Source organism: Embleya hyalina (assembly GCF_003967355.1).
GTDB lineage: Bacteria > Actinomycetota > Actinomycetes > Streptomycetales > Streptomycetaceae > Embleya > Embleya hyalina.
The window spans coordinates 1-26,038 of record NZ_BIFH01000023.1 but is presented as its reverse complement, the minus strand read 5'-3'; the positions used below and the strand labels follow the sequence as shown (position 1 = coordinate 26,038).

Here is a 26,038-nt window from a genome sequence, read left to right as displayed (position 1 = left end):
GTCAGCGTTTGCGGCGGGCGGTGCCGAACAGGCTGCGGGTGATCTCCCGGCCGATCTGGGTGCCCATCGAGCGCAACATCGACTTCACTGCGGAGTTGCCCATCATCTGCTCGACCATCCCGGGCTTCGGCTTCTCCTCCCGGGCCCGCCCGCGCGCGGGTTCGTCGGCCGCGGGCGTCGTCCCCGGTTCCGCGGGCGGCTGGGCCTGGACCTGGGCCGCCGTCAACTTCTCGAACGCCGACTCGCGGTCGACGGCGACGCCGTACGTGGGGAACAACGGCGAGTTCGCCGCGGCCGTGCGCATCGCCTCCTCCGGGATCGGCGCCATCAGCGACCGCGGCGCCCGCAGCCGGGTCCAGGCCACCGGCGTCGGCGCGCCCTTGTCGCCGAGCACGGTCACCACCGCCTCGCCGGTGCCCGCCTGGGTGAGCACCTGGTCCAGGTCGTAGGACGAGCGCGGGAACGTGGACACGGTGGCCTTGAGCGCCTTCGCGTCCTCCGGGGTGAAGGCGCGCAGCGCGTGCTGGACCCGATTGCCCAACTGGGAGAGCACGTCGGCGGGCACGTCGCGCGGCGTCTGCGTGACGAAGAAGATTCCCACGCCCTTCGACCGGATCAGCCGCACGGTCCGGGTGATGGCGGTCGAGAACGCCTTCGACGCGCCCGTGAACAGCAGGTGCGCCTCGTCGAAGAAGAACACCAGGCGCGGTCGATCCGGGTCGCCGACCTCGGGCAGATCGTGGAACAGGTCGGCGAGCAGCCACATCAGGAAGGTGGAGAACAACTGCGGCTTGTCCTGGACCGCCGCGAGTTCGAGCAGCGAGACCACGCCGTGCCCGTCGGAGGTGGTGCGCAGCAGGTCGGCGGTGTCGAAGGCCGGTTCGCCGAAGAACGCCGCGCCGCCGTTGTTCTCCAGCGTGATCAGCGCGCGCAGGATCACCCCGGCGGTGGCCGCGGAAAGGCCGCCGATCCGCTTGAGCTCCGCCTTGCCCTGATCGTCCGTCAGGTACTGGATCACCGCGCGCAGGTCCTTCAGATCCACCAGTTCCAGACCGCGTTGATCGGCGAAGTGGAAGATCAGCCCGAGCGAGGACTCCTGCGTCTCGTTCAGGTCCAGCACCTTGGCGAGCAGCGTCGGCCCGAAGTCGGTGACCGTGGCCCGGATCGGCACCCCGGTACCGATCCCGCCGAGCGCGTAGAACTCGGCCGGACATCCGGCCGGTTGCCAGTCCTGGCCGACCTCGGCCGCCCGCGCGGCGACCCGCTCCCCGGGCTCCCCCGGCGCGGAGATGCCGGAGAGGTCGCCCTTGACGTCGGCGAGGAAGACCGGGACGCCCTGCGCCGACAACTGCTCCGCGATCAGTTGCAGCGTCTTGGTCTTGCCGGTGCCGGTCGCGCCCGCGACCAGCCCGTGCCGGTTGAGCACCCCGAGCGGGACACGCACCTGCGCCCGCGGGTGCGCGGTGCCCGCGACGACGGCGGCGCCCAACTCCACCGCGGGTCCGGTGAAGGTGTACCCGGCCGTGATGGTCGCGATGGTGTCGTCCTGCTCGGTCATGCGCTCCTCCGCTCGCCGGCATCCGGGAAGCGAATACACCGATAGCGCAAGAAATATCCCGATTGCCCCGGCGGATCGGCCATCCGAGCCGCCCCGATCCGCGACGCCGCTCCCTCGCTTCGGCACGGGGTGGGGGTTAGGGGACCACGATCCCGGTAGGCTGAGCCTGTGATCTTCAAGCGGATCGGTGACGGCAAACCGTACCCGGACCACGGGAGGTCGGGTGCCCGGCAATGGGCCGACATCGCCCCGCGGCCCGTGCGTCTGGACCAACTCATCACGACGAAGCGGCAACTCGACCTCGACACGCTGCTCGCCGAGGACTCGACCTTCTACGGCGATCTCTTCGCGCACGTCGTGAAATGGCAGGGCGACCTGTATCTGGAGGACGGCCTGCATCGCGCGGTCCGAGCCGCCCTCCAACAACGCCAGGTGCTGCACGCGCGCGTGCTCGAACTCGGCTGAACACGCAACCTCGGCGGCCCGATCAGGTGGTCGTCACGAGTACGGCCGTGCCCGGATACGCAAGGTGCCAGGTCGGCGCTAACCTCGACTCCATGGCGACCGGGACCACGGCCATGCCGTGCAGGAGGAGGACGGGGGCACACCGATGAGCATGCTCACTCCCCGCGGCATGGGAGGCCAGTACAAGATCACTGGCAAGCTGTATCCGCGGATGACGCGGCGCAGGCGACGCATGCCCGTGGTGATCGCGATCGTGGTCGGCCTGGTGGTCCTGGCGACCGCCGGCTGGGGTGTGTACCACTTCACGTCCGACGACGGCGGCACCGCCGCGGCCTGCCCCTCGCCGACCGCCTCGGCCCCGCCGCCCACCCAGGCCGCGCCGCTGCCCGAGCCCAAGGCGATCACGGTGAACGTCTACAACGCCACCAAGCGCACCGGCCTGGCCAAGACCGTCGCCGAAGCGCTCAAAACGCGCGGGTTCACCATCGGCAAGGTCACCAACGACCCGCTGAACGCGCCGATCGCGGCCACCGCCGAGATCCGCCACGGCTTCCCCGGCGCCACCCCCGCGAAGGTGGTCGCCGCCCAGGTCGCCGGCGCCACCGACAAGGAGGACCAGCGCACCGACGGCTCGGTGGACCTGGCCATCGGCGACGCGTGGACCGACCTGGCCACCCCGGAGGCAGCCGCCGCCATCCTGGCCCCGCCGCCCCCGCCCCCGCCCAGCCAAACCCCCGGCTGCTGACCGAAGGCCCCGCTGCCGCCCACGCCCGAGGGGGCGGCAGCTCCCGCCCACGGCCCGCCAAGCCCCGAAAACGCCGAAGGCGCCACCCGAAACCCGGATGGCGCCTTCGTCCTGCAAGAGCGGTAGCGGTGGGATTTGAACCCACGGATAGCTTGCACCATCACACGCTTTCGAGGTCTGCGTGTGGCCGTTCACCGCAGGCCAGAGCGCTCCCCACCTGCCCGGAGCCGCCCCGAGCGGGCCACGCTGAACGCCTCTGAACCCCCACGAATGAGACCGCAACTGAGACCGGTGCGGGTCCACGCTCAGCTCGCAACGGCGCACCATGGTCGGAGATACGTCATCGCCGACGCGAAGGCTGCGATACCGGATGCCCAGCCAATAGCGCATAGACGAACACTGCGGTACTTGGACTCTCACGGCGCGATAGAACCATGGCTTCATACGGCGATAGCCACCGCGATAGAAGAACGCATAGAGGTAAGCAATAGAAGTGGTAGTGTTTAAACGGCATCTAAGACGCACGAAGGCCCCGCCCTATGGCAAGCCAACCAGAGACGGGGCCAACGCGCTGCACGGTGCACAGTGACCCTGGTAACCGACTTATGTCAGTTACCGGGGTCGCTGCCGTCATAGAGGTCCCACAGTCCACGCGTGAGCGCGTAAGCCATTGGACCCCACTTACGGACCGCAAGAACGGCCCGAGCGGCATGTCTGCGCACGTTTCGTCGCCGTGGCCACTTTGGCATCGCCAACGAAGTCACCTCCTCCCGAGACCGGGGCTCGTAAGCCCCATGGGTGGTCACGAACACCCGGCAGGAGAAGGGTTGTGCTGGAGAAGAGAGTACAGCTAAAACCCGGGACTTTCAGTCGTGACGACACAGACCGGAAATCGAGCAAGGGCACAATCGTGGAACGTTCCGGAACGTTCGAGAACGTTCGATGCCCATCATGGCCTTTAGGGCTTCGAGTTACGCACTTCTACCATGTTCTACTATGACGGACATCACATCGACCTCTCCGGTGCGTCAAAGCGCATTGCGAGATTCGAGGGTCACGCTCTCCCCATCGTGGGATCGAATCGCGGGGGAACTGGCACTTCTCAGCGCATCAGTCACTCTGACTGCGAAGGCTTCGACCATCAGTTCGTCGACGGCGCTCGGATCCACCCAACGAAACTCGGCTACCTCATCGTTGGTCGACAGCTCACCGCCCACAAGCCGGCAGCGGAAGACCAGCGCAACGACACCAAGCGGCATGTTCTTGTAGACCCCGGTCAGAGCCAGCGGCTCGACTTCGAGACCAGTCTCTTCACGCACCTCACGGCGCAGCCCATCGGGGATGGACTCAGCCAGCTCAAGCACACCACCGGGTGCCTGCCACTGGCCGTTGTCCTGTCGCTTCGTTAGCAAGCAGCGCCCCGCATCGTCCACGATGACGCCAGCAACGCTAACGGAGTGCCTTGCGGGATGAACCATGACTTAATCCCCGAAGTGAGCACAGAGGGCAACGGTGGCATCGTCGTGCGCCTTGCCTCTGAACTTCCCAGGTGGGGTCTGCCGCTCGGCGTCCCGAACCGCCTCCACCAGCGCCGCAGGGCCGGTGGATACGAGGCTGTCGAGCAGACGACTCAGCTCCCAGTCGTACCGCTCGAAGAGACGTGAGACTCCGTCGGTCATCACTGCCGCGCGCCGAACATCGCTCGCCGGAATCGAACCGATGACCGCGTGCTTGGCAGCTTCGGGCTTCGTGCTCGCGACCCAGAAGCCGCCCGGCTGGTTGCGAACCTCTTGCAGAACCTCGCGGGTGTAGCCGGGGAGATGGGCGGTCGCATCGTCATTGATCAACTGGATGTCGCCGGACGTCGTCTCGATGACGATGGGCGAGTCGCACAGCACCAGGTATTCGACCAAGCCGCCCTGGTTGCGGAGCAGGGCGACGGTGGTCGACGGGCTGTTCGGGTTGGTCAGGTCGCACGTACCTGCGTGAAGGTCGCAGACAGCGGCGATGCCGTCCGCCAGGATCTCGCTGAGCGGCGCACCGTCGTCCGTGATGAGCCGGGCCGAAAGTTGGGCGGCTAGCCGGCTCACCACCCATGGGACGTCGTGGATGCAACCGGTGTCCAGGCCGTTCGCGGTCGCGCCGTCGAGCACGATGACGAATCGTTCGCTGGCCACGATGTAGTCATCGTTGATGCCGCCGGGCGACGGCTCACTGATGTGGCTGACCTGCAAGGTTCTTCCCGTCTACTCGGGTGCGGCGAATTCGTAGCAGAACACGTGGCTGTCTCCGGACACCACGGACTCAAGCACTTCGAGCGGCCCGCTCGCCCCGAAGGCGATGCGCCGCAGCTCGGCGACGGGCGTCCCGGGAGTGAGCCGCAGCCCCTGCACCTCGGTAGGCGTTGGCATCCGGATCCGGATCTCTTCCCGGAAGCGCTCAAGGGTGAGCCCCTTCTCTTCGAGCCGGGCGTAGCTGCCGCCCGGTCCGGTGTCCGGCGTCCGGATCGCCGTGTCCTCGACGGTGTCGAGACGGTAGTAGCTGTCGGCAAGCTGAGTGGGCGTGTCGCCAACCAGGTTGCGGCGACGGCGCACGAAGACCGTGGCCCCCGCATCCACGCCAAGCCACTCGGCGACCCACTCGGGTGCAGGCACTTCGGCAAGTTCAAGAACCTCTTGCCCCCATTCCAGCCCCTGCCGCTCTATCTCAGCCTCGAAGGCCGACTTGCCTTCGGCGCGGGTCTGGCGCGAGAACCGGTGGGACCCGAGCCGGATGGTGGGCGGCTGCCGCTTCACGTAGACGCCCTTCCCCCTCTCGGCGACCACAAGGCCCTCTTCCTTCAGGAGCCGCACGGCCTGCCGCGCCGTGGCCGGAGCCGTCCCGAAGCGTCCTACCAGCATCTTTTCCGAGGGAAGCGCGTCACCGGGTGCCAGACGCCCGCTCGTGATCTCTTCCCTGAGTTCATCAGCAATCTGCCGCGACGGAGAGCGCGGGTCGGTCGGATCAATGGCCATGCACGCCATCCTAGGCGACTTCACTAGTGAGGTATTGCGGTCTCGCGCTCCGTGGCGCTACTGTCACACCACTGCCTCACTAGTGAAGCAGTGAGCCACAGAACTATGCACGTCAGAACCACGCGACCTGCCAGGGAAGACGGCTTCGGCCGTACGCCTGTAAGCGCCGGGACAGCTCGGTCCTTGAGAACTCAACAGAGTGACGAACGAGATCGAAACGAGTGTTTTTGGTCCTCGGCGCGCGGCATCACGCGTGCGTCGGGGGTCACGGCCACTCGTCTCTGAAGACGGGGCACACCGATGTGTGCCGGGGCGCCCGACGACTTGGCGGAAGGCGGGCGCCCCGTGGGTCGCAACTCCGACGCTGGGAGTACGACCGTGAGAAGCATTGTCGCTGGTCGCCACGCGGCCACGATTGCCGAGTTCGCCGAGTTGGCGCTCGGCATCGACTGGGCTCTGTTCGACGGGGAGCCCGGGGAGAGCGAGCAGGAGCGTGCGGCGCGGTTGGATGCGGCGCGGGACATCCTCGCCGACCTGTGGGCAACGGATCGCGAACTCGCCCGGCACGTCGAGGACATGTTCGCGTCGTTGTGGGCGGTGGATTCGGGCACGGCGGTGTGCGCCGCGCTGCTGCTCGACTCGGCCGCCGTGCGGGCCCGGGAGACCTTCGACGGTTTCGAGGGGGTGCGGGCGGCATGACGTGCAAGGCGTTGATGTCGTTTCGCGAGGGGCGTTGGCGGGTGTTCGTGGCGATGCCGGGGCGGGTGTCCCTGTGGCCGGAGCACCGGTTCCCCCGGGGTGCCGTGGTGCCGACCATCGCGCAGCGTTCACGGGTGGTGAACGCGCTCGGGTTCGTGTTCACGGACGGGGCCGAGTGGGAGTGGTCCGAGGACGCCGAGGTGCCCGGTGACGACACGTCGCGGGTGCGGTTGCTCGCCGCGATCCGGGTCCGTCGGGTGGACGGGGGCGGTCGATGAACACCGCTCAAGTGCGTTCGGCGGAGCAGGCGTTGAGCGTGGGGACGTGGGCGATCGTCGCCGGGGCGATGCTCTATTCGGTGCTGACGGTCACCCCGTTGGCCGCCGCGCACACCCCGCCCGAGTGGGCGTGGACCGCGCCGATCCTGCCGTTGGTGGTCGATGCCGCCGTGGTGATCGTGGTGCGCCTGGACGCCACCTTGGCCCGGCTGGGCGAGGGTGGCGGCGCGTGGCCGATCGTGCTCCGGTGGATGACCGGCGCGATGACCCTCGCCCTGAACGTCGCCGAGAGCGCGTTGCGCAAGGACATGGTGGGGGCTGCGGTTCACGCGGTCGCGCCGCTGCTGCTGATCGTCACCGCCGAGACGGGACTCGCCTACCGGCGCGCGATCACGGCGGCGCAGGTCGCGTTGAACGAACGTGAACGGGCCGAGCGCGCAGAGCGAGAGCGGGCCGAGGTCGAGCGTCGCGAGGCGGCTGAGCGCGCACGTCGTGAGGAGCGCGAGTACGAGGCTCGGGTAGCTCGTGAACAGCGTGAGCACGACGCGGCGATCGAGCGTGAACGCGCCGAGGTCGCCGAGCGCGCGCGCCGTGAGGAGCGCGATGCGGAGCGGGCCCGGGAGCGGGCCGAATCGGCCGAGCGTGAGCGGCGCGAACGCGAGGATGAACAACGGCGGGCCGAGCATGAACACCGTGAACGACAGGCCGCCGAGCGTGAACGGCGAGAGCGGCTGGAGCTGTTGTCGGCCGATCCAGCCGAAGGCAAGTTGCCCGAGGACCGCGCCCGGCTGATCGTGCGGGCCGCGTTCGAGGAAGGCCACCCAGTGCGGGCCGCCGCCGAGTTGTGCGGCTGGTCGGTCGGTTGGGTCTCCACGCGCTATCAGGAGTTCCGTGAGGAACCCCCCGCCGGACGGTTGAGCCTGGTGGAGGGTGCACGGTGACCCGGCCCCCGATCATCGGTGGTCGCCTGTGGCAATCAGTCGTGGATCGTGAGTGCGGCACCTGCGGGTGCGCCGGGGAGTGCGGACGGCGCCACAAGGAGACCGGCGGCCGGTGCACCCGGCACGACGGGTTGATCGTGGCGCCGCGTGATCTCGCGACGACGCTCGCCGTCGCGGTCGGGCTGGACCCGGCGGCGCTGACGACGTGGTGCGAGCGCTGCCACGCCCCGGCCGCTGCCGCCGCGCGCAAGGCCGCCGCTGTTCTGCGCGCGGCTCGTTCCGAGACCACAGCACTGTTCTGACCGGTTCCCCTCGCGCCCGGATCGCAGGTCGCGGCCGGGCGCGGGGGAAGCGGGGTCAGCCCTGCTCGAACCATTCACACCACATACGAGGGAGGGGCCCGATGGCCCAGCAGCGGCGCAGGAGCACGGCCCAGGACGTCCTGGGTGATCCGGAGTTCATGACGAACAAGAGCATTCGCGACTACTGCAACGGCGGGCGCCTGTTCTGCCGGGACGGCTCCCTCGAACTGGCCATGGCCGCTGAGGAGTTGTACGCGGTCCTGTCGCAGATCGCCCCGGTCGACGCCCTGCTCGCCGGGCGAGCCGGGCGCAAGCGGGCGAAGGACACATCGAAGCACCTGATCATCGCGGCGGAGGCGCTGAAGTACGCGGCCGGGTCGATGGCCAAGGCGTACGCGAGCTTCCAGAAGAACTACGCGGCCGAGTTGCAGGCCGCCGGGGTCAAGTCCAAGCCCGTCAAGCCCGCGTTCAAGTTCGAGGCGTGAGGAGACGCATCGTGGCAAGGAAATCCAGGCGTTCGCGGGCGACGGCGGTGGCCACCGCCCCGCTCGACCAGGCCGCCAAACACCTGACCAGCCGCGCGGCACCGTTGTTGCCGCCGTGGATGGTCGCGGCGGGTCTGACGATTCCGGCGGCGCTGGCGCACGACACGATCGGCACCAACCCGGCCGCCACCGCCCTGATCGGCGCCGCCGGTGCCGGGATCACGGTCGCGGCCTGGTCGGAGGCGTCGAAGCGCTCCCCGCGGCTTCGCGCAATGGCCACGGTGTCCACCGGCGCGGCCAGTGCCTATCTGACGGCCGCGACCGTGGCCGGGCCGACATCGCCGAACGTGGCCCTGTTGCAGGCACTCGGCGGGGGCACCCTCGCGCTGTGGTGGAATCTTCGCCACGCCCTGCGCAACAGCGGCGCCGAGAGCGTGAGCGACGGCCTGTTCGAGATGGTCGGCCTCGCCCGGACGCAGGTCGTCAAGGGCGAGGTGGTCGCCGGTGAGGTGAGCGCGGAACTCCAGCTCCCCCGGGGCGAGATGGTGCCGGACGACGTGCAGAACCGGATCCCGCAGATGGCGTCCGCGCTGGGCACCTCGCCTGCGGCGATCCGCGTCACGCCCAACCGCGACGACCACTCCCGGGTGACGCTGTCGGTGACTCCTGTGGATCACCTGCGCAAGTCCGTGCTCTACCCCGGACCGTCGCTGCCGGGCCAGTCGATCGCCCGCCCGATCCGCCTGGGCATCTACCAGGACGCGCAACCGTTGGAGTTCTGGTTGCCCGGCACCGAGGACCGCGACCACCCCCGCCCGCTCTCCCACCTGCTGACCACCGGCATGAGCGGATCCGGCAAGTCCGGAAGCCTCAAAGTGCTGCTGACCGAGGCGATGACCCGCTCCGACGCGGTGGTGTGGTTCGCCGACCCGTCCAAGGGCAGCCAGAGCATCGGCGCCATCCAGGGCGGCCTGGACTGGTGCGAGACCACACCCCAGGGCGTGAGCGCGATGCTCGACGTGCTCCCGATCGTCGTCAAGACCCGCGCGGACCTACTCGGACGCCTGGGCTACGCCCAGTGGGAACCGGAGTGCTGGACCAAACACGGGATCCCGCTCCTCCTGATCCACTTCGAGGAGTCCGCCGACGACGCGGTCGCCGATCACCCGAACGTCGTCCCGGTCGCCCAACAGGCCCGCTCCACCGGAACAGTCCTGTCGTTCTCCCTCCAACGCGCCTCGTTCACGGGCATCTCGACGGAGGTGCGGGCCCAGTTCGGGACATCCCTGATCTTCGGCGTCAAGGACGACGGCGACGCGTTCACCCTGGACGGCGCGGCCAAGGACGCCGGGGCATCGCCCGAACAGTGGGCCGCCGAACGCCCGGGGATGCTCTACCTCCAGGCCCCGGGCGTGGACCGCGAACGCTGGCCCGTGCCCGCCCGAGCGTTCCGCCTGCCCGAGGACGAACAGGTACGGAGCCTGATCGCCGCCTACGACGCGGTCCGCCCCAAGGGCGTGGACGCGACCACGGCGAAGGCCGCCGGGCCTCGCTACGCGGCCTACAAGACTCGCGCTATCCGCCGTGCGTGTGGGGAAGAAGAGGCCACCGGCCCGGGGCCGTTGCGGACCGCCCTCGCCGAACGTCCGCGTGTGCCCGCGAGCCTGGAGGAAGCGGAGATCGTGGAGAGCGAACCCATCGACGGCGAGACCGAGTTCGAGCCCACACGGCGCCCGTACGAGAGCGATCACGAGAGCGACCTCGACGCGCAGGCGGACCCCGACGCGGAGCTTGAGGAACCCTCGCGCGTGGTGCAGGTGGGCGAGCCGGAGTTCAGGGTCAAGCGTCCCGCCGACCAGGCCCGCGCCGAGATGCTGACGATCCTCGAAGAACTGCGGGCCGAGGACCGGGCCGTGTGCGCGCCGCGCGACTTCCCGGAAGCCCGGGTCGGCCGCTCCCGGAGCTGGGTCTCGCGCCGCCTGGCCGAGTTCGCCGACGGCGGCCGAGAGGTCGCCGAGAACCCCGGCGGACAGCTCGGATCCTGGCTCATCATCCCCCGCGACGACGCGTTCGAGGACTACGCCGCGTAGCCGTGCGGCGAGGTGTGCGCACGCGTGCGGCAGCCGTGCGCACGCCTGTTGCCCTCGCGCGCACGCGCGCGCGTTGACCTGCACTTTCGCCCGTGCGCACACCCGCACGCGTGCGCACACCCATACCCGCACACCACTACACAGCGTAATCAAGGAGATGGCCGATGAGCGACCACGACAACACGGGCGACTTCACCGTGACGATCATCCTGCCCGGCTCGCCCCGGCAGCCCGACTGCCCGACGCGGGGGTGCCTGCTGCCCGCCGGGCACAACGCCCGCTGCATGATCCCCAACCGCTGAATCCGCCCCAGGACGACCGACGACTTGCCGGAAGGCGGTCGTCCTGGGCCCAACCCGCTCCTTCAGGACCCGGAAGGGACCACCAGCATGACAAACAACCACGGGCGGATCATCCGCATCGTGTCCTTCGGCTACGGCCACAACCCCGCGCCCGAAGCGGAGATCACGCTCGACCTGCGGCGCCGCTTCCGCAACCCGCACGCCGACCCGACGATGCGGCAGCGGACGGGCCTGGACGAGGACGTGTACGCGCACGTCCTGGAGACCCCCGGCGTGCGCGACCTCGCCGCCGCAACGGCGCTCGCCGCGCACGACCTCGCCCACTCCGTCTCCGGGCGGATCACGATCGCCTGCGGGTGCGTGGGTGGCAGGCACCGCAGCGTCGCCGTCGCGCGCCACATCGCCGAGATCCTCGCCGACGGTTGCGCGGCGATCTCGATCGCGCACCGCGACGTCGACAGGCCCGTCCTTCCGTCCGGCATCCACACCACCGCCGAGGGCGGGGAGGGCCAGTGACCGGCGAACCGACGCTGCGCGTGCTCTCACTCGGCGCGGGTGTGCAGTCCACGGTCCTGCTGCTCATGTCGGCCCGGGGCGAGCTGCCGCGTGTGGACGCGGCGGTGTTCGCCGACACCGGATGGGAGCCCCGGATCGGGGCGCACCTGGACCGGCTGGAGGCGGAGGTGGCTGCCCCGGCGGGTATCGCGATCCACCGGGTGTCGAACGGGAATCTGCGTGATGACGCGCTGGATCCCGATCAGATGCGGAGCATTCCCGCCTACACCCTCGGCCCCGATGGCGAGAAGGGCATGCAGAAGCGGGCCTGCACTCAGCAGTACAAGCTGCGGCCGATCCTGGCCCAGACCAGGCGCCTTCTCGGCGCGTCCACCCGCAGCACCCCGTGCCGTCACTGCGAGGGCACCGGGCAGCGGATCGCGCCGTGGCGGGCCAAGCGGGGCGAGCACGAGGTCGGGCCCTGCTCGGTGTGCCGGGGCGAGGGCGTGATCCATCGCGTCGGCAACGCGCCGCGCGGGACCTGGGCGGAGCAGTGGGTGGGCTTCTCCACCGACGAGATCGAGCGGGTGTCCCCGCGCGGGGACACCGGTTACAGCCGCTCCCGCCATCCCCTGCTCGAACTGGGGATGTCGCGGACGCAGTGCACGGCCTACCTCGACCACCACGGGTGGACCGCCGTGGAGAAAAGCGCCTGCGTCGGCTGCCCGTACCGCAGCGCGGCCGAGTGGCGGCGGATGCGCGACACCGACCCCGAAGCGTGGGCCGACGCGGTCGCGTTCGACGAGGCGTACCGGGTGGGCGCGGGCATGCGGCACCGCCGCTACCTGCACATCTCCTGCACGCCCCTCGCGCAGGCCCCGATCGACCGTATCCGCCCGTCGGATCACCACCAGATCGATCTGTTCGACGTGGCGTTCGAGGAAGCCCTCGACAGCGGGGACCGGGGCGGTTGTTCGCCCTGGGGCTGCGACAACGAGACCCGGGAGGCCGCGTGACCGGCCGTCGTCCGCGCCTGCTGGACCTGTGCTGCGGCGCGGGTGGCGCCGCCCACGGTTATCGCCTCGCCGGGTGGCACGTCACCGGCGTGGACCTGGTCGCGCAGCCGAACTACTGCGGCGACGCGTTCGTGCAGGCCGACGCCTTGGAGTACCTGGCCGAGCACGGTCGTTCCTTCGACGCCATCCACGCGTCGTGGCCGTGCGAGACGTTCGCCAACGTCACCGGCGCCACCGGCGACCGCACCGCCCACCCCGACCTGGTCACCCCCGGACGACCGCTGCTCGTCGCGTCCGGTCGGCCGTGGGTGATCGAGAACGTCCCCGAGGCGCCGATCCGTGCCGACTACCTGTTGTGCGGCTCCATGTTCGGCCTCAACGTCCGCAGGCACAGGGCGTTCGAGACCTCGTGGACCGGACCGCAACTGACCCCGCCCTGCTGGCACCACCGCGACCTGGTCCCCTTCGACCACAGCCGCGAACGCGCCTACGCCGACGCCATGGGCTGCACCTGGATGACCAACAAGGAAGCTCGCAAGGCCATCCCACCCGCCTACACCCACCACATCGGCACCGACCTCATCGACGCGCTCACCACCCGCACCCGAGAGGAGACGGCCGCATGAACCCGCCCCTCACGTCCGACGACGAAGACGTCAACGACGAGATCACCCGTTTGATCGCAGAAGCCCGCGAACACGTGTTCACGGCCACCGCCCTGATGTTCGTTCGGCCCGACGACACGGACAAGGCCCTGGCCATCATCCACAGCGAGTTCGGCCCGTTCCCGCCCGACACGGCATTGACGGAGCGCATCGAACGGACCGCGCGCCAGTGGGGCGTCTCGTGAGCGAGCGGATGCGGACCGCGCTCGAACTGGCCCGGGCCGGTGTCCCGGTGCTGCCGCTGCGGGCCGGGAAGGTCCCGTTCGGGAACTGCCCGGCCTGCGCGGGCTCGGCCTGCGGTGGCCGACCCAACATGCTCGCCGCCGGGCCCTGCCGGTGCGAGCGGGTGTGCCACGCGTGGGCCGCTGCGACCACCGACCCGACCGTCATCGCCTCCCCGTCCTGGGCGTGGGCTTGGGCGCGGGCGGTCGCCGTCGCCTACCACCCCGGCGGCGCCGGGTACACCGTCGTGGACCTCGACGACCGCGACGCGATCGAGTGGGCCCGCGCAACCCTGCCGCCCACGCGGGTGGTGGCGACCACGCGCGGCGAGCACTGGATCTACCGGGGCGCCACCCGCTCCGCGAACCACGTCCGCCCGGGCGTCGACATCAAATCCCGCATGGCCTACGCCCGTTGGCTCGGCCCCGGCACCGGCCACACAGCTCCGGTTCCCTCGGCCGTCCGCGCGCTGCTCGACCGGGAGAAGCAAGAGACCACCCGGCCGCCGGGAGGCGTGGACTCTTCCTCCGGACCGCAGAACACATGGACGCGCGCGGTCGCCACCGGATGCCGCCACACCGAGCGATACGTTCAAACCGGCCTCGAACGCGGACTCGACATCGTCCGCAGCCACACCAAAACCGGCGCCGGATCCAGCGCGTACGGCGTAGCGGCCTTCCTCGCCAAGCAGCACACCCGATGCCCCGGCCCGTGCGGACTCGACGCCCTGGGCGAGGACATCGTCTCGGCCGCCGTCACGGTCGGCGTGCCCGAGCCCTACGCGCGCCGCGCCGTCCGTAACGGGCTGCACGCAAGCGCCTGAACCATCCCACCTGCACACCAGCCACCCGAGGAGGGTCGCTCCGCCATGGCCGAGTTCCACATCGAGTTCAAAGACGCCGCAGGCAACAAACGCGGCAGCCAGTACTACAGCGAACCGACCGACACCCACGCCCTGACCACCGGACGCAACCTGCTCACCTCCGCGCACCGCACCGACAAGCGCATCGTGCTCGGCACCGTGTCCCGCCGCGTGCTCTTCCCCAACCGGGCCAAGGAGATCGCCGACCTGAAGGTCTGACACCACGTCGGGGCGGCCGACGAGTCACCGAACCCGCCGACCGCCCCGGCCCCCGTCCGACTCGCCGTCAGCCAACGCCTCACCAGCGACAGGAGAACAACCGCATGACCGACACCCCGCCCACGATCGACGGGGCCAAACTGCTCGACGAGATCGAGCGGTTCCACCGCAGGTTCAACGTGTTCCCCACCGAGGCCGCCTACGTCGCCGTCGCCCTGTGGGACGCGCACGCGCACCTGATCGACGCGTTCGACGGCACCGCCCGCCTGGCGTTCCTGTCCCCGGAGCCGGGATCGGGCAAGTCCCGCGCGCTGGAGATTGTGGAGACGCTGACCCCGAACGCGGCGATGACCGTCAACGCGTCCGCCAACGCCCTCTTCCGGCTCGTGGAGGCTTCTCACGGCATGCCGACCCTGCTCTTCGACGAAATCGACACCGTCTTCGGACCCAAGGCCGGAGACAACGAACCGGTCCGAGGATTCCTCAACTCCGGCTACCGGCGCGGCGGAGCGGCCCTGCGCTGCGTCGGGGACGGCTCGAACCAGGTCGCGGGCTGGTTCTCCTCGTACTGCGCCGTCGCCATGGCGGGCCTGGGCTCGTTGCCGGACACGATCCTCACCCGCTCGGTCATCATCCGCATGCGCAAGCGCGCCCCGAACGAGAAGGTCTCGCCCTACCGGCGCCGCCTCCACGAGAAGGAGGGACACGTCCTGCGGGACCGCCTCGCCGAGTGGGCCGACACCGTACGGGACGCGGTCGCCGACGCCTGGCCGGAGATGCCCGACGGCGTCACCGACAGGCCCGCCGACGTGTGGGAACCCCTGCTCGCCGTCGCCGACGCGGCCGGAGGACACTGGCCCACCCGGGCCCGCGCCGCGTGCGTCGACCTGGTCAACGCCGCCCGCGATGACGACGAGGCATCCGTCGGAATCCGGCTGCTGACCGACCTGCGCGACCGGGTCTTCTGCGGCGCCGACCGCATGCCCACCACCGCCATCCTCGAAATCCTGCTCGCCCTGGACGACGGACAGTGGGCCGACGTGGACGACAAGCCCCTCACCTCCCGCATGCTGGCCCGACTGCTCGGCCGGTACGTCACCCCCGCGAACAAGCCCATCAAGCCCCGCGTCATCCGAACCGCCTCCGGAACCCCCAGGGGCTACTACGCGGAAGACCTCACGGACGCGTGGACGCGGTACTGCCCTCCCCCACCCCCGGAGATGCGCAACATGCGCAACGCCGCAACACCGCAGGTCAACAGGGGCGAATTCGTTGCGGATGGCCCGTAGACGTCCGCAACACGGCCCGCGAAAGCGCCACACTCGCGCGCCGAGCGCCGGGCCGAAGCACCGCCGGATAGGTGCCGCCGCGCCCCGCGTGGAGCGGCACCTATCCGCAACACAACCGCTATCCGCAACAAATCCGAGCCTGTGACCTGCGGTGTTGCGGTGTTGCGCATGTTGCGGATCTGAGAGGGAGGGGGACGGCACCCTGCCCCTTCCGCGAATTCACCTTTTTCCTGCTCGTCGCTGGCCCTGGAGTCGCCATGTCGAATCACGCTCCCCCGCCCACGAACTTCGTTTTCACGGTCGAAGAGGCTGCTCTCTTCCTGAAGCTCGGCCGCACGACGGTGTACCGGCTCATCGGTACCGGCGAACTCAAGTCCGTGACCATCGGTCGCTCGCGACGCGTGCCCCTCGAAGCGCTGACCGCCTACGTCCACGACCTCATGAACCCGGCCGACCACTCGGCCGCAGCCTGACCGGGGGATACATGACTGCCAAGAAGCGGCGCCCGAACGGCGCTTCGACCATCTACCAGGACAAGGAAGGTACGTGGCACGGTCGCGTGACCGTGGGTACGAAGGACGACGGGTCGCCCGATCGCAGGCACGTGCGTGGGCAGACGCAAGGTGTCGTCATCGACAAGGTGCGCAAGCTGGAGAACCTGCGGGACGCGGGGAACGTGCCCAAGCCCGGGAAGCCCTGGACCGTGAAGCTCTGGCTGACGCACTGGGTGGAGCACATCTCGGCGCCGTCGGTCGGGGTGAACACGATCGCCGGGTACCGGGTCGCTGTCTACCACCACCTGATTCCGGGGCTTGGCGCTCACCGGCTCGACAAGCTCACCCCGGAACACCTTGAGCGCTTCTACGCCAAGATGGAGAAGAACGGCAGTGCGCCCGCGACCGCGCACCAGGCTCACCGGACCATCCGAACCGCGCTCAACGTTGCCGTGCGGCGCGGGCATCTCGCGCGCAACCCCGCCTCTCTGGCCAACGCGCCACGGCTCAACGACGACGAAGACACCGAGGTTGAGCCGTACTCCGTCGAAGAGATCGGCCGCATCCTCCACATCGCCGAGCAGCAACGCAACGGCGCGCGGTGGGCCATCGCGCTCGCCTTGGGCCTGCGCCAAGGGGAAGCGCTCGGCTTGCAGTGGGCACACGTCGACCTCGACAACGGCCTGATGCGGGTGCGCCGGAACAGGCTCCGTCCGAAGTACCGGCACGGCTGCGCGGAGGTGGAGCCCTGCGGACGGAAGCATGCCGGCTACTGCCCGGAGCGCGTTCCGATCCGGCCCGACACGAAGGGCACGAAGTCGCGGGCGGGTAGGCGCGTGATCGCGATCCCGGATGCGCTGCTCGCCATCCTGAAGCAGCACAAGGAGGAGCAGGACCGGGAGCGGGACAAGGCCGCCCAGCTCTGGCACGACGGCGGTTGGGTGTTCGCGACCGAGATCGGGCAGCCCACCAACCCGCGCACCGACTACACCCACTGGAAGCGGCTGCTGACGACGGCCGGCGTCCGGGACGGTCGCCTCCACGACGCTCGACACACAGCAGCAACTGTTCTGTTGCTACTGCGGGTGCCCGGTCGTGTGGTGATGGCCATCATGGGCTGGTCGAGCGCAGCGATGCTCCGCCGGTACCAGCACGCGATCGAGCCGATCCTGAAGGACGCGGCCCGGCAGGTGGATGGCCTGCTCTGGGCACCGCCCGACGGCGACGAGGAAGGCCCCGACAAGGCCAACTGAGACCGAAACTGAGACCACAACGCAAAGGACCACCTACTAGGCACTAGTAGGTGGTCCTTTGCTGTCCTGCTCAAGAGCGGTAGCGGTGGGATTTGAACCCACGGATAGCTTGCACCATCACACGCTTTCGAGGCGTGCTCCTTAGGCCACTCGGACACGCTACCGAGAGAGAGCTTACCGGATGCCGGGGTGTGCTTCGTAACCGGATTCGTCGGTGCGGTTGAGGGCGAAGAAGTCGCGCAGGATGGCGGTGCACTCCGCCGCCGCGACGCCGGCCACGACCTCCGGGCGGTGGTTGAGGCCGCGGTCGCGGAGTACGTCCCACAGGGAGCCGGCGGCGCCGGCCTTGGGGTCCCAGGCGCCGAAGACCACCCGGTCGACCCGGGCCAGGACGATCGCGCCCGCGCACATCGTGCACGGCTCCAGGGTGACCACCAGGGTGCACCCGGACAGGCGCCACTCCCCGACGGCCTTGGCGGCCTCGCGCAGCGCGACGATCTCCGCGTGCGCCGTCGGGTCGCCGTGCGCCTCGCGTTCGTTGCGGCCGCGGCCGAGCACCGCGCCGTCCGGGCCGAGCACCACGCACCCCACCGGCACGTCTCCCGTGTCCACCGCGAGCGCCGCCTCGGCCAGGGCCAGCCGCATGGCCGGCTCGTACCGCCGCAGCGCGGGGTCGAAACGGGGCTCGGGCACCGGTGGGGGCATCGTGCTCAGCGGACCGTCTCCAACTCGTCCGCGCAGCCCAGACGTTCCGCTATCACCGCGATGGCGTCCGCGGGCAGCCCCGCCTCGCCCGCGAGGTCGGCCAGCAGTTGGGCCGACACCCCCAGGTCCACCAGGACGGTCTCGTCGCCGGCCGGGCCGGCCGGCAGCACGGCCTCGTCGTCCTCCTCCAGGCCGTCGAGCACGTCGGCCGTCAGCAACGCGTCCGCGTAGGCGCTGCGGGACACCGCGGCCACGTCGGAGACGTAGATGCGCGGGTCCTCCTCACCGTCCACCCGGACGACCGCGAACCAGGTGTCCTCCTGTTCGACGAACAGCAGTACCGGTTCGTCGTCCACCGCCGCCGACCGTGCCAGGGCGGTCATCCCCACCGAGTCCTCGACATCGTCGAGGTCGGCTTCACGGGCCTCCCACTGCTCGTCTGTACGTACGAGCACTGCGGCGAAGTACGCCACGGGACTCTCCAAGATCGTTCGCTTCGGCGTTGTCTCTCGCATCGTGGCAGATACCGGACCACCACGACGGGAATTGGCGCACGTTGACGGACAAGGTCGCCGCGACGATCGCACGCGGATCGTTTTCAGTAACGGAACGTACGCATCCGCATCATCTGCCGTAGCCGCTCGTTGCGCGCGCGCCGCGGTTGGATCCGGGCCCGCAGCTCGCGCGCCTCGGCGAGTTCGCGCAGGAAGAGGGTGCGCCGGCGCCGACGTGCGGCCTCCGCCTCGCGGCGCTCGGCCGCCGTCGTTCGAGGTTCCCGACTCTCCATCACCACGCCCCTGGACTCGAAAATCCACCGAAACCGACGTGGCAGTAGTTCCCGGGACACGCCGGCTCAGTCATCGCACCGCCGGACCGGGCCGGCTGTGCGCTCACAAACCGGTTCAATGACCCCAATTTACCCGGGATTCCCATAAACGCCCGGCCCGGGCCGCCCGCCGAGCCCGCCACACGACCGCCGAATGCCACCGAACACACCCCGAAACCGACAACCCCGCAGGGTCGCGGGAGGGGCCGGCGGGCTACTGTCGCTCCATGCGGATTCACGTCGTCGACCATCCTCTGGTGGCCCACAAACTCTCCACGCTGCGCGACCGGCGCACCGACTCGCCCACCTTCCGGAGGCTCGCCGACGAACTCGTCACGCTGCTCGCCTACGAGGCGACCCGGGGGGTGCGCGTCGACCCGGTCGCGATCAGCACCCCGGTCAGCGAGACCACGGGCGTCAAGCTCTCCTACCCCCGGCCACTGGTGGTGCCGATCCTGCGCGCCGGTCTGGGCATGCTGGACGGCATGGTGCGCCTGCTGCCGACGGCCGAGGTCGGCTTCCTCGGCATGATCCGCAACGAGGACACCCTCGAGCCGTCGACCTACGCCACCCGCATGCCCGACGACCTCGGCGGTCGGCAGGCGTACGTGCTCGACCCGATGCTCGCCACCGGCGGCACCCTGATCGCGGCCACCAAGCTGCTCCTGGAGCGCGGCGCGCTGGACGTGACCGCGATCTGCCTGCTCGCCGCCCCCGAGGGGGTCAAGATCATGCAGGAGGCGTTCGCGGACACCGAGGCCAACGTCACCGTGGTCACCGCCTCGATCGACGAGCGGCTCAACGAGCACGGCTACATCGTCCCGGGCCTCGGCGACGCCGGCGACCGGCTGTACGGCACCGCGGGCTGACCCGGGCCGCGCCCCGGGCGAAGACCCCGCCCCGGGTACGGCCGTTCGGGGCCGATCCCGCGGCCCGTATCCCGCGCGGGACCAAGGCCCTGCCCCGACAGGCCGAACGCCGGATGCGCACGGCCACGCGTCGGCGCATGCTGGAGATGTGCCCGGGGCTGGGCAGGAGCCCCGCAGGCACCCCGGGACTGTTTGCCGATGCTGCGAAGGTACGACCCACCTTTGCTCCGGCGGGGGTCCCACAGGGGAGAGAGAGTGGCCGGTCCCCCCGCGGCCGCTCCCTCTCCCCTATTGTTTCTCCCCGACACCTCATAGGGGAGGCGGGGACATGGCGGGGCAGACCAAACGGATCCTGACGCTGCTCCTGATCGTTTTCGTCATCTACACGATCATCGCCACGCCCGAGAAGGCCTCCGACCTCGTCGCGCAGTGGTTCCAGGCGATGTCCTCCGCCGCCAAGTGGTGCGGCGACCAGATCAGCAGGCTCACGGGCTGAGGTCGTGCGCCGAGCGGCGAGCGCGGCGTCGGGGCCGGAGCCGGCACCGGTCGACGGCTCCACCACCGAGACCCACGCGATACGCCGCTATCTGCTGCCGAGCGAGACCTGTGCGATAGCCGTACGCCGACACTGGGCGATCATCATCGGCCCGCTGGCGATCACCGTGTCCGGGATCGCCTTCCTGGCGCTGCTGCTGTGGTATTTCACGTCCGCGAACCTGATCGTGCGCTACGGCGTGTGGCCGGTCGGCACGGGACTGCTGCTGTGGTGCTCGGGTCACATACTGACCTGGCGCAACGACTACTTCATCGTCACCGACAAGCGCATCATCCTGGCCACCGGGCTGATCGGTCGGCGGGTCAACATGCTGCCGCTGACCCAGGTGACCGACATGAGCTACCGACGCAGCCCGGGCGGCCGATTGCTCGGACACGGGACGTTCGTGATGGAGTCCGCGGGGCAGGATCAACCGCTCAAGGAGGTCGAGTTCGTCCCTCGACCCGACGCCGTCTACCTGAAGGTGTGCGATCAGCTGTTCGGCCCGAATGTCGACTGATCGCCAAAGACCGACGAGTAATGCGAAACGGCTGGTAAAACCTCGAATTTTCTTTGCGGTGATACGCGGCTTTCGTACTGTCGACATGCCGCTAGATACACCCGCATCACCTGACAAATCGGGGATGTCGCAAGGGGTTTGGGGCGGTGACCCGCACCGGTAAGGGGGTACCGAACGACGGGCTGCCGTTCCACCATGGCCGGCAGCGGACAGGTTCCGCTCCAGGACCGACGAGGAGGTGGGCTCTCCAGTGCTGCTGCGAGATGCTTCCCACGAGGGCACAGCCGGCTCGACCGCCGACCGCGCCGCGCCCGCGCGCCTTCCCCGTACCGGCATCCCCCGCGCCCACGCGCTCCGGGGTTCCGGCACCGACACCCCCCAGGACACGCGCACGCTGTCCCGAACCCTCCTGCTCCGCCTCACCGACGTCGTCGAGGGATCGGCCGAGCACGCGTACGTGCGCAGCACCCTGGTCGAGCTGAACCTGCCCCTGGTGCGCTTCGCCGCCAACCGCTTCCGCAGCCGCACCGACCAGTACGAGGACGTGCTCCAGGTGGGCACGATCGGGCTGATCAAGGCGATCGACCGCTTCGACCCGCATCGCGGCGTCGAGTTCCCGACCTACGCCGTGCCGACGATCATCGGCGAGATCAAGCGCTTCTTCCGGGACACCTCGTGGAGCGTGCGGGTGCCCCGCCGGCTCCAGGAGTTGCGGCTCGCGCTCGCCGAGGCCACCGAGCAGTTCAACCACAAGTACGACCGGGCACCGACCGTGGTCGAACTCGCCAAGCACCTGAACCTGACGGTCGAGGAGATCCTCGAGGGCATGGAGGCGGCCAACGCCTACTCGCCCGCGTCGCTGGACGCGCACGACCTCGACGACGATCGCGACAACGCGCTGATCGCCCGTCTCGGCCAGGAGGACGAGGCGCTCGACGGGGTCGAGTATCGCGAGGCGCTGCGGCCGCTGCTGGCCCGGATGAGTCCCCGCGACCGGCAGATCATCATGCTGCGCTTCTTCGGCAACATGACGCAGTCCCAGATCGGCGAACGCCTGGGCATCTCCCAGATGCACGTCTCACGCCTGCTCGCCCGCGCGCTGGCACGGCTGCGCGCCGATCTGTCCGCCTGAGCGGCCACGACGCGACCCGCGACCTCGGCCGCTGTCCGGTGGGGCCCTGACGGATCATCAGGGCCCCAGCGGGCGGCCGATCGAGGTTGTCCGCACCCGGCGGGCCGGGTGCGGACGGCGGCTCAGAAGGTGAGCAGCCGGGCCCGGAGCCGCAGTTCGGTGATCGGGTCGATGTCCAGACCCTCGCGCAGATACGCGTCGAACGAGCCGTACCTGCTCCGCACCTCGGCGAACGCCGTGTCCAAATACGACTTCTGCACGTACAGCAGCGGGTCCATCAGACTCGGGTCCTGCATCAGCCCGGCGGCCTTCAGGCCCGCCTTCGTGGCCTCGTTGCGCGCTCGCAGGTTGTCGTTGCTGGCCAGGAAGTCGGCCTGCACGGTGGCGTCGTCGACGCCCAGTGCCTTGAGCACGATCGCACTCATCCACCCGGTGCGGTCCTTGCCCGCCGTGCAGTTGTAGATCACCGTCCTGCCGTCCGCCAGGTCGCGCAGCACGGTGGCGAACTGTGCGCGCTGGGCCGGGTCGTCGACGAAGCCCCGGTAGACGTTCTCGAGCGCGGCGGCGGCCTTGCCGTCGCCGAGCAGCTCCTTCTGCCTGATCGGATCCCGGCTGCCCACCGCGGCGTTGGTGATGGCGGTGAGGTTGCCGTCCGCGATCGGCAGGTTCTCGACCGGGATGCCGGCGGGCAGCCGGTTGACGCCGTTGCCGGTGATCTCGATGTCGGTACGGAAGTCGGCCGACACGTCGAGGCCCAGACCGCCCAGGCGGGCCACGTCGGCGTCGGTGAGCTTGCCGAGCGCGTCGGTGCGGAAGACCTGGCCGTACTTGACGGTCCGGCCCGAATCCGCGCGATAGCCGCCCAGGTCCCGGGCGTTGGGCGCACCCTGCAGGCCGAGCGAGCGCGGCGCGGTGACCACCCCGGCGCGCGGGCCGGCCGGGGTGATGTCGAAGTACCAGCGCTTGGCCGGGTCCAGGCCGGACACGGTCAGCGAGGTGCCCTCGGTCGTGCCGACGAGCCGGGTGAAGCGGTCCGCGTCGGTGGACGCGTACACGCGCATCGGACCGGGCCAACGGTCGGTCCAGGTGATCGTGTACGTGCCGTCCGGGCCGACCGTGGCCGAGGCCCCGGTGATCGAGCCGAGGCCCGCGCGGGCCGAGACGTCGGAGTCGCCGCCGCCCGTGGCGGCCGAGGCCGGGGACGCGGCGACCGCGACGGTGCCGCCGAGCGTGAGCGCCGCCGTCACGGCGAGGGTCGCGAGGCGGGTGGTGCGTATGCGCATGCGGTTGTGCTCCCGAGGAGGAAGTGTTCGTGACCGCCCGGGAACGACCTGGGAAAACAACCGGTCGTCGCTGCCGAGCGACGGACACACTGTAGTGACGACCGGGCACCGACTCCAGACGGTGCCGTATGGAGGGATGGTGCGATGGGTCACCGTACGAGCCGGTTGCCCGGATCCGCCGATCACCGGGCGGGCCGATCATCCGACGCCGACGCGCTCGTCGCCCGAATCCACCGCGTCCACAGGTCACTTCGGCGCAAAGCACACCGAACACACCACCGAGAGCGCCCGATCGCCGACATCCGCCCCCTCGACGGGGAACGCCGGCACCCGGTTCGGGAGTTTCCCTGATACGCCGTCAAATAGGTACCGAGCGACGGGATTCCGGGTAGAAGCCCGCCATCCGCCCGGCCGCCGGGCGGACCCGGTGCAAAGTGGGGACCAACGCGCGCGTGCGCACACGGGCACGGGCCGTGCACGCTATACCTGTTGATACCGGTCGCACGGGTGGGAGGACGTCCACTCACCGGCGACCCGAAGGGACCGGCTCGCCGGCCGGCCCGACGCGAAGGAGGAAGCCGTGCCGGACGGTACCAGCAAGCGCCACACCCCCGGCGATGGTTCGCCGGGCCGGCCCGTCCCGCGAGCCCAGGGTCCCCGGCGCTCCGGTCCGGGCGATCGCGAACGCCCCGAACCCGATTGGGATCGTCGGCCCGACCCCGACTACGACCGTCGGGCGGACCCGGACTACGACCGTCGGCCGGAGCCGGGCTATGACCGTCGGCCGGAGCCGCTGTACGACCGCGAGGTCGAGGCGCCTTCCGGACCGCCGGGCTTCCCCGACTCGGCGCCGCCGGACCAGGGCGGGCGCCGCTCCGGGCGGGCCCGCCGCGTGGCCAACTGGTTCGGGTTCGGTGCGCCGGCCGAGGAGGACGAACCGGATCAGTACGATCGCCGGCCCGGCTTCGGCCGCCGCGATCCGTACGAGGCCGACGCCGGGGTGTACGACTACGGGCGCGACCAGGGCCAGGAATACGACGACGACTACGATCCGGCTCCGCCCGTGTCGGGCCGCACTCGGCGACGCACCGGCTCCTCGCACTGGGAGGACGTGATGCTCGGCTCGTCGCCGCCTCCGGGCACGCCGATGTCGGACAGCATCCCCGGCGACACGATGCCGCCCGACCGGTTGCACCGCGACGCGCAGGGCGTACTCCCGCCGTCGCGCGGCGCCACCCGACCGGGACGCCGCGAGGATCCGTCGCAGTGGCGGCCGGAGCCCGACGACGACATCGAGCCCGCCGACCCCATGGATCCGGTCGACCCGCTCGACCCGGGTCCCGGCCCGTCCGCCGAACGCCGTCCGAACTACCCGCCGATCCCCAAGCACCGACCCGCGCCGGCCGTGGAGTCGGACAACTACTCGTCGATCGACGCGAGCCCCGGACTCGGCGACGAACCGGCGGAACGACGGCGCGACGTGGGTGGCGAGCCCGCCCCCGACGACGATGCCGGCGAGCCGGGCACCTCGTTCCTCAAGGTGCCCCCGCCCCAGCGCACGCCCCACCGCTCCGCGCCCGCGGACAACCCCGCCGACGAGGTCCCGCGAAGGATGTTGCGCATGCTCCCACCTCCCGCCCTCGCCGACGGCGGCGGCATGGTCGTCGACGGCGGCCGGCTGGGCCGGTTGAATGTGCGCGCCGCCGGAGTCCGGGGCGAACTGCACCAGCAACAGGGCCTGCCCAGGCAGAACTGCTTCGCGGTCGGCCCGGACCCGAGCGCCCGCTGGACCATCGCCATCGTCTGCGACGGCGTCGACAACGCGCACGCCTCCGAACTCGCCGCCCAGATCGCGGTCCGCAGCGCCTATCGCACCGTCGCACGGATGGTCGCGCGCGAGCGGCACGAGAACTGGGATTGGGCGGGCGTGCAGACCGAGGTCGAGGAGGACCTTCGCTCCCGCCTGACCGGTACCGCCGACCGCGCACACGAGCTGGGCCGCTCGGAACCCGCCACCCGTCTGGCGATATTGGTCACCGCCGCGGATCCGCTGGAGGACGACCGGGTCGACATGGCCGTACTCGGCGACAGCACCGTGCTCCGCCTGGCCCAAGGCGGCTGGCGCGCACCCCTGGGCATCCGGGACACCTCGCTGGAGACCGCGCCGGCGGCGATTCCCGACCAGGCCGGCGACGACCAGCTCCGCATCTGCCGGACCACGTGGCGGCCCACCGACGTACTGGTCATGATGACCGGCGGCTTCGCCGAGGCACTCGGCCAGCCGACCGCCGGTCTCGCTCCACGTCTCGCGGAGGACTGGCGGACCCCGCCGTCCCTGTTCGACTACCTGCGCGATGTGGACGAGGGCCTGCGACTGCGTGAGGAAGACGGCTGCGTCGTCGCGCTGTGGCCGTCGACCTGACCGAAGGGATCGAGCAGCGAACCGTGAATACCGAATACCGGAGTATTCGCGGAATGCATATCGCGGGCGGGACCCGGAGGGATGGGTCCCGCCCGCGGTATGTCGGCCCGTTGGTATGGCAGTCGGTATATCGACCGATGGGTGGGTCAGTTGACGGCAATGAGCACGACCGCCGCGACCACGATGATCGCGATCACGACTCCGGCGATCAGCAGGACCGGCGGGGCGCCGCGCCGGGCCGGTTCGCCGGGAGCCGCAGGGCGGTCCTCGGCGACAAAAGCCCGGAACATCTGAGTACTGGCTGCAGGATCCATCTCGTTGTCAGGCATGCGCAGACCATACCGCACCCCGG

General features: G+C 70.1%; 31 protein-coding genes, 2 tRNA genes and 1 pseudogene. 23 read left to right on the top strand and 11 right to left on the bottom strand.

Annotated elements, in window-relative coordinates; genetic code table 11:
- Position 1: 1 nt before the first annotated feature.
- Positions 2–1,558 (bottom strand): helicase HerA-like domain-containing protein, encoded by a 1,557-nt coding sequence (locus tag EMA17_RS23735; protein WP_126639144.1) that lies wholly within the window; start codon positions 1,556–1,558, stop codon positions 2–4.
- Positions 1,559–1,726: 168 nt separating this feature from the next.
- On the opposite strand from EMA17_RS23735, the gene EMA17_RS23730 reads away from it, so the two are divergent.
- Complete coding sequence (locus EMA17_RS23730) at positions 1,727–2,023, top strand: type II toxin-antitoxin system VapB family antitoxin (RefSeq protein WP_020556786.1); 297 nt, start codon at positions 1,727–1,729, stop codon at positions 2,021–2,023.
- 151 nt (positions 2,024–2,174) lie between these two features.
- Positions 2,175–2,768, top strand: a complete 594-nt coding sequence (locus EMA17_RS23725) for a LytR C-terminal domain-containing protein (protein WP_307721559.1) — start codon at positions 2,175–2,177, stop codon at positions 2,766–2,768.
- Between the two features lie 120 nt (positions 2,769–2,888).
- Here the strand turns inward: EMA17_RS23725 and EMA17_RS51940 are convergent.
- From EMA17_RS51940 to EMA17_RS23710, 4 genes are all read right to left on the bottom strand, one after another.
- Positions 2,889–2,981: transfer RNA gene (locus EMA17_RS51940), tRNA-OTHER, on the bottom strand.
- An 815-nt stretch (positions 2,982–3,796) separates the two neighbouring features.
- Positions 3,797–4,246, bottom strand: coding sequence for an NUDIX hydrolase (locus EMA17_RS23720; RefSeq protein WP_126639142.1), 450 nt, complete (start codon positions 4,244–4,246; stop codon positions 3,797–3,799).
- 3 nt (positions 4,247–4,249) lie between these two features.
- Positions 4,250–5,002: a protein phosphatase 2C domain-containing protein gene (locus EMA17_RS23715; RefSeq protein WP_126639141.1), complete on the bottom strand. Its 753-nt coding sequence runs from the start codon at positions 5,000–5,002 to the stop codon at positions 4,250–4,252.
- A 12-nt stretch (positions 5,003–5,014) separates the two neighbouring features.
- Positions 5,015–5,782 carry a GntR family transcriptional regulator gene (locus tag EMA17_RS23710; RefSeq protein WP_160161531.1) on the bottom strand — a complete coding sequence of 256 codons (768 nt, stop codon included), beginning with the start codon at positions 5,780–5,782 and terminating at the stop codon, positions 5,015–5,017.
- Positions 5,783–6,160: 378 nt separating this feature from the next.
- Here EMA17_RS23710 and EMA17_RS23705 point away from each other — a divergent pair, with 378 nt between their 5' ends.
- The 16 genes and pseudogenes from EMA17_RS23705 to EMA17_RS23635 all read left to right on the top strand — a co-directional run bounded on the left by EMA17_RS23705 (position 6,161) and on the right by EMA17_RS23635 (position 17,394).
- Complete coding sequence (locus tag EMA17_RS23705) at positions 6,161–6,481, top strand: hypothetical protein (protein WP_126639139.1); 321 nt, start codon at positions 6,161–6,163, stop codon at positions 6,479–6,481.
- Positions 6,478–6,759 carry a DUF6303 family protein gene (locus EMA17_RS23700; RefSeq protein WP_126639138.1) on the top strand — a complete coding sequence of 94 codons (282 nt, stop codon included), beginning with the start codon at positions 6,478–6,480 and terminating at the stop codon, positions 6,757–6,759. Before EMA17_RS23705 ends, EMA17_RS23700 begins: the two co-directional genes overlap by 4 nt.
- Entirely contained in the window at positions 6,756–7,700 is a 945-nt protein-coding gene (locus tag EMA17_RS23695) for a DUF2637 domain-containing protein (protein ID WP_126639137.1), read from the top strand. The genes EMA17_RS23700 and EMA17_RS23695 overlap by 4 nt, the downstream gene beginning before the upstream one ends.
- Entirely contained in the window at positions 7,697–8,002 is a 306-nt protein-coding gene (locus EMA17_RS23690) for a hypothetical protein (protein WP_126639136.1), read from the top strand. Before EMA17_RS23695 ends, EMA17_RS23690 begins: the two co-directional genes overlap by 4 nt.
- Entirely contained in the window at positions 7,906–8,487 is a 582-nt protein-coding gene (traA, locus tag EMA17_RS23685) for a plasmid transfer protein TraA (RefSeq protein ID WP_307721558.1), read from the top strand. Before EMA17_RS23690 ends, traA begins: the two co-directional genes overlap by 97 nt.
- 11 nt (positions 8,488–8,498) lie before the next feature.
- A complete protein-coding gene (locus EMA17_RS23680; RefSeq protein ID WP_126639134.1) occupies positions 8,499–10,577 on the top strand; it encodes a hypothetical protein in 2,079 nt (692 codons plus the stop codon).
- Between the two features lie 164 nt (positions 10,578–10,741).
- The gene (locus tag EMA17_RS51935; RefSeq protein WP_160161530.1) at positions 10,742–10,879 is read left to right on the top strand and encodes a hypothetical protein; all 138 of its coding nucleotides are present in this window, start codon (positions 10,742–10,744) and stop codon (positions 10,877–10,879) included.
- An 87-nt stretch (positions 10,880–10,966) separates the two neighbouring features.
- Complete coding sequence (locus EMA17_RS23675) at positions 10,967–11,395, top strand: RapZ C-terminal domain-containing protein (RefSeq protein WP_246126851.1); 429 nt, start codon at positions 10,967–10,969, stop codon at positions 11,393–11,395.
- Positions 11,392–12,390 carry a hypothetical protein gene (locus EMA17_RS23670; RefSeq protein ID WP_174861423.1) on the top strand — a complete coding sequence of 333 codons (999 nt, stop codon included), beginning with the start codon at positions 11,392–11,394 and terminating at the stop codon, positions 12,388–12,390. The genes EMA17_RS23675 and EMA17_RS23670 overlap by 4 nt, the downstream gene beginning before the upstream one ends.
- A complete protein-coding gene (locus EMA17_RS23665) occupies positions 12,387–13,016 on the top strand; it encodes a class I SAM-dependent methyltransferase (protein WP_126639133.1) in 630 nt (209 codons plus the stop codon). The genes EMA17_RS23670 and EMA17_RS23665 overlap by 4 nt, the downstream gene beginning before the upstream one ends.
- Positions 13,013–13,240 carry a hypothetical protein gene (locus tag EMA17_RS23660; RefSeq protein WP_126639132.1) on the top strand — a complete coding sequence of 76 codons (228 nt, stop codon included), beginning with the start codon at positions 13,013–13,015 and terminating at the stop codon, positions 13,238–13,240. The genes EMA17_RS23665 and EMA17_RS23660 overlap by 4 nt, the downstream gene beginning before the upstream one ends.
- 8 nt (positions 13,241–13,248) lie before the next feature.
- Complete coding sequence (locus EMA17_RS23655; RefSeq protein ID WP_126639358.1) at positions 13,249–14,100, top strand: bifunctional DNA primase/polymerase; 852 nt, start codon at positions 13,249–13,251, stop codon at positions 14,098–14,100.
- A gap of 45 nt (positions 14,101–14,145) precedes the next feature.
- Positions 14,146–14,358 carry a hypothetical protein gene (locus tag EMA17_RS23650; protein WP_126639131.1) on the top strand — a complete coding sequence of 71 codons (213 nt, stop codon included), beginning with the start codon at positions 14,146–14,148 and terminating at the stop codon, positions 14,356–14,358.
- 104 nt (positions 14,359–14,462) lie between these two features.
- Positions 14,463–15,718, top strand: a pseudogene (locus tag EMA17_RS23645) (DUF3631 domain-containing protein).
- A gap of 186 nt (positions 15,719–15,904) precedes the next feature.
- Positions 15,905–16,120 (top strand): helix-turn-helix domain-containing protein, encoded by a 216-nt coding sequence (locus EMA17_RS23640; protein WP_126639129.1) that lies wholly within the window; start codon positions 15,905–15,907, stop codon positions 16,118–16,120.
- 11 nt (positions 16,121–16,131) lie between these two features.
- Positions 16,132–17,394 carry a tyrosine-type recombinase/integrase gene (locus EMA17_RS23635; protein ID WP_126639128.1) on the top strand — a complete coding sequence of 421 codons (1,263 nt, stop codon included), beginning with the start codon at positions 16,132–16,134 and terminating at the stop codon, positions 17,392–17,394.
- Between the two features lie 77 nt (positions 17,395–17,471).
- On the opposite strand, the gene EMA17_RS23630 is transcribed toward EMA17_RS23635, so the two are convergent.
- From EMA17_RS23630 to EMA17_RS23615, 4 genes are all read right to left on the bottom strand, one after another.
- A tRNA-Ser gene (locus EMA17_RS23630) sits at positions 17,472–17,558 on the bottom strand.
- 10 nt (positions 17,559–17,568) lie between these two features.
- Entirely contained in the window at positions 17,569–18,099 is a 531-nt protein-coding gene (tadA, locus tag EMA17_RS23625; RefSeq protein ID WP_246126850.1) for a tRNA adenosine(34) deaminase TadA, read from the bottom strand.
- A gap of 5 nt (positions 18,100–18,104) precedes the next feature.
- Positions 18,105–18,614 carry a tRNA adenosine deaminase-associated protein gene (locus EMA17_RS23620; RefSeq protein WP_170222224.1) on the bottom strand — a complete coding sequence of 170 codons (510 nt, stop codon included), beginning with the start codon at positions 18,612–18,614 and terminating at the stop codon, positions 18,105–18,107.
- Positions 18,615–18,697: 83 nt separating this feature from the next.
- Positions 18,698–18,886 carry a hypothetical protein gene (locus tag EMA17_RS23615; RefSeq protein ID WP_078979378.1) on the bottom strand — a complete coding sequence of 63 codons (189 nt, stop codon included), beginning with the start codon at positions 18,884–18,886 and terminating at the stop codon, positions 18,698–18,700.
- A gap of 266 nt (positions 18,887–19,152) precedes the next feature.
- Between EMA17_RS23615 and upp the strand changes: the two genes are divergently transcribed.
- The 4 genes from upp (at position 19,153) to EMA17_RS23600 (ending at position 21,981) form a co-directional block, all read left to right on the top strand.
- Positions 19,153–19,794 (top strand): uracil phosphoribosyltransferase, encoded by a 642-nt coding sequence (gene upp / locus EMA17_RS23610; RefSeq protein ID WP_126639126.1) that lies wholly within the window; start codon positions 19,153–19,155, stop codon positions 19,792–19,794.
- Between the two features lie 328 nt (positions 19,795–20,122).
- Positions 20,123–20,290: a hypothetical protein gene (locus EMA17_RS52605; protein WP_170222223.1), complete on the top strand. Its 168-nt coding sequence runs from the start codon at positions 20,123–20,125 to the stop codon at positions 20,288–20,290.
- Positions 20,291–20,294: 4 nt separating this feature from the next.
- Positions 20,295–20,849, top strand: coding sequence for a PH domain-containing protein (locus EMA17_RS23605; protein ID WP_126639125.1), 555 nt, complete (start codon positions 20,295–20,297; stop codon positions 20,847–20,849).
- A 250-nt stretch (positions 20,850–21,099) separates the two neighbouring features.
- Positions 21,100–21,981, top strand: a complete 882-nt coding sequence (locus tag EMA17_RS23600; RefSeq protein WP_126639124.1) for a SigB/SigF/SigG family RNA polymerase sigma factor — start codon at positions 21,100–21,102, stop codon at positions 21,979–21,981.
- Between the two features lie 122 nt (positions 21,982–22,103).
- Here the strand turns inward: EMA17_RS23600 and EMA17_RS23595 are convergent, their stop codons facing one another.
- A complete protein-coding gene (locus tag EMA17_RS23595) occupies positions 22,104–23,264 on the bottom strand; it encodes a tyrosine-protein phosphatase (protein ID WP_126639123.1) in 1,161 nt (386 codons plus the stop codon).
- A gap of 580 nt (positions 23,265–23,844) precedes the next feature.
- On the opposite strand from EMA17_RS23595, the gene EMA17_RS23590 reads away from it, so the two are divergent.
- A complete protein-coding gene (locus tag EMA17_RS23590; protein ID WP_126639122.1) occupies positions 23,845–25,686 on the top strand; it encodes a protein phosphatase 2C domain-containing protein in 1,842 nt (613 codons plus the stop codon).
- Positions 25,687–25,832: 146 nt separating this feature from the next.
- On the opposite strand, the gene EMA17_RS23585 is transcribed toward EMA17_RS23590, so the two are convergent.
- Positions 25,833–26,038: hypothetical protein (locus tag EMA17_RS23585; RefSeq protein WP_246126849.1), on the bottom strand; the 206-nt coding region annotated here is incomplete at its 5' end.

Coding starts and splice junctions, on each gene's coding strand:
- tadA (WP_246126850.1), bottom strand. CDS start 18,099: ATGCCCCCACCGGTGCCCGAGCCCCGTTTCGACCCCGCGCTGCGGCGG.
- EMA17_RS23720 (WP_126639142.1), bottom strand. CDS start 4,246: ATGGTTCATCCCGCAAGGCACTCCGTTAGCGTTGCTGGCGTCATCGTG.
- EMA17_RS23635 (WP_126639128.1), top strand. CDS start 16,132: ATGACTGCCAAGAAGCGGCGCCCGAACGGCGCTTCGACCATCTACCAG.
- EMA17_RS23735 (WP_126639144.1), bottom strand. CDS start 1,558: ATGACCGAGCAGGACGACACCATCGCGACCATCACGGCCGGGTACACC.
- EMA17_RS52605 (WP_170222223.1), top strand. CDS start 20,123: ATGGCGGGGCAGACCAAACGGATCCTGACGCTGCTCCTGATCGTTTTC.
- EMA17_RS23595 (WP_126639123.1), bottom strand. CDS start 23,264: ATGCGCATACGCACCACCCGCCTCGCGACCCTCGCCGTGACGGCGGCG.
- EMA17_RS23675 (WP_246126851.1), top strand. CDS start 10,967: ATGACAAACAACCACGGGCGGATCATCCGCATCGTGTCCTTCGGCTAC.
- upp (WP_126639126.1), top strand. CDS start 19,153: ATGCGGATTCACGTCGTCGACCATCCTCTGGTGGCCCACAAACTCTCC.
- EMA17_RS23725 (WP_307721559.1), top strand. CDS start 2,175: ATGCTCACTCCCCGCGGCATGGGAGGCCAGTACAAGATCACTGGCAAG.
- EMA17_RS23660 (WP_126639132.1), top strand. CDS start 13,013: ATGAACCCGCCCCTCACGTCCGACGACGAAGACGTCAACGACGAGATC.
- EMA17_RS23640 (WP_126639129.1), top strand. CDS start 15,905: ATGTCGAATCACGCTCCCCCGCCCACGAACTTCGTTTTCACGGTCGAA.
- EMA17_RS23695 (WP_126639137.1), top strand. CDS start 6,756: ATGAACACCGCTCAAGTGCGTTCGGCGGAGCAGGCGTTGAGCGTGGGG.
- EMA17_RS23650 (WP_126639131.1), top strand. CDS start 14,146: ATGGCCGAGTTCCACATCGAGTTCAAAGACGCCGCAGGCAACAAACGC.
- EMA17_RS23700 (WP_126639138.1), top strand. CDS start 6,478: ATGACGTGCAAGGCGTTGATGTCGTTTCGCGAGGGGCGTTGGCGGGTG.
- EMA17_RS23620 (WP_170222224.1), bottom strand. CDS start 18,614: ATGCGAGAGACAACGCCGAAGCGAACGATCTTGGAGAGTCCCGTGGCG.
- EMA17_RS23615 (WP_078979378.1), bottom strand. CDS start 18,886: ATGGAGAGTCGGGAACCTCGAACGACGGCGGCCGAGCGCCGCGAGGCG.
- EMA17_RS23710 (WP_160161531.1), bottom strand. CDS start 5,782: ATGGCCATTGATCCGACCGACCCGCGCTCTCCGTCGCGGCAGATTGCT.
- EMA17_RS51935 (WP_160161530.1), top strand. CDS start 10,742: ATGAGCGACCACGACAACACGGGCGACTTCACCGTGACGATCATCCTG.
- EMA17_RS23655 (WP_126639358.1), top strand. CDS start 13,249: ATGCGGACCGCGCTCGAACTGGCCCGGGCCGGTGTCCCGGTGCTGCCG.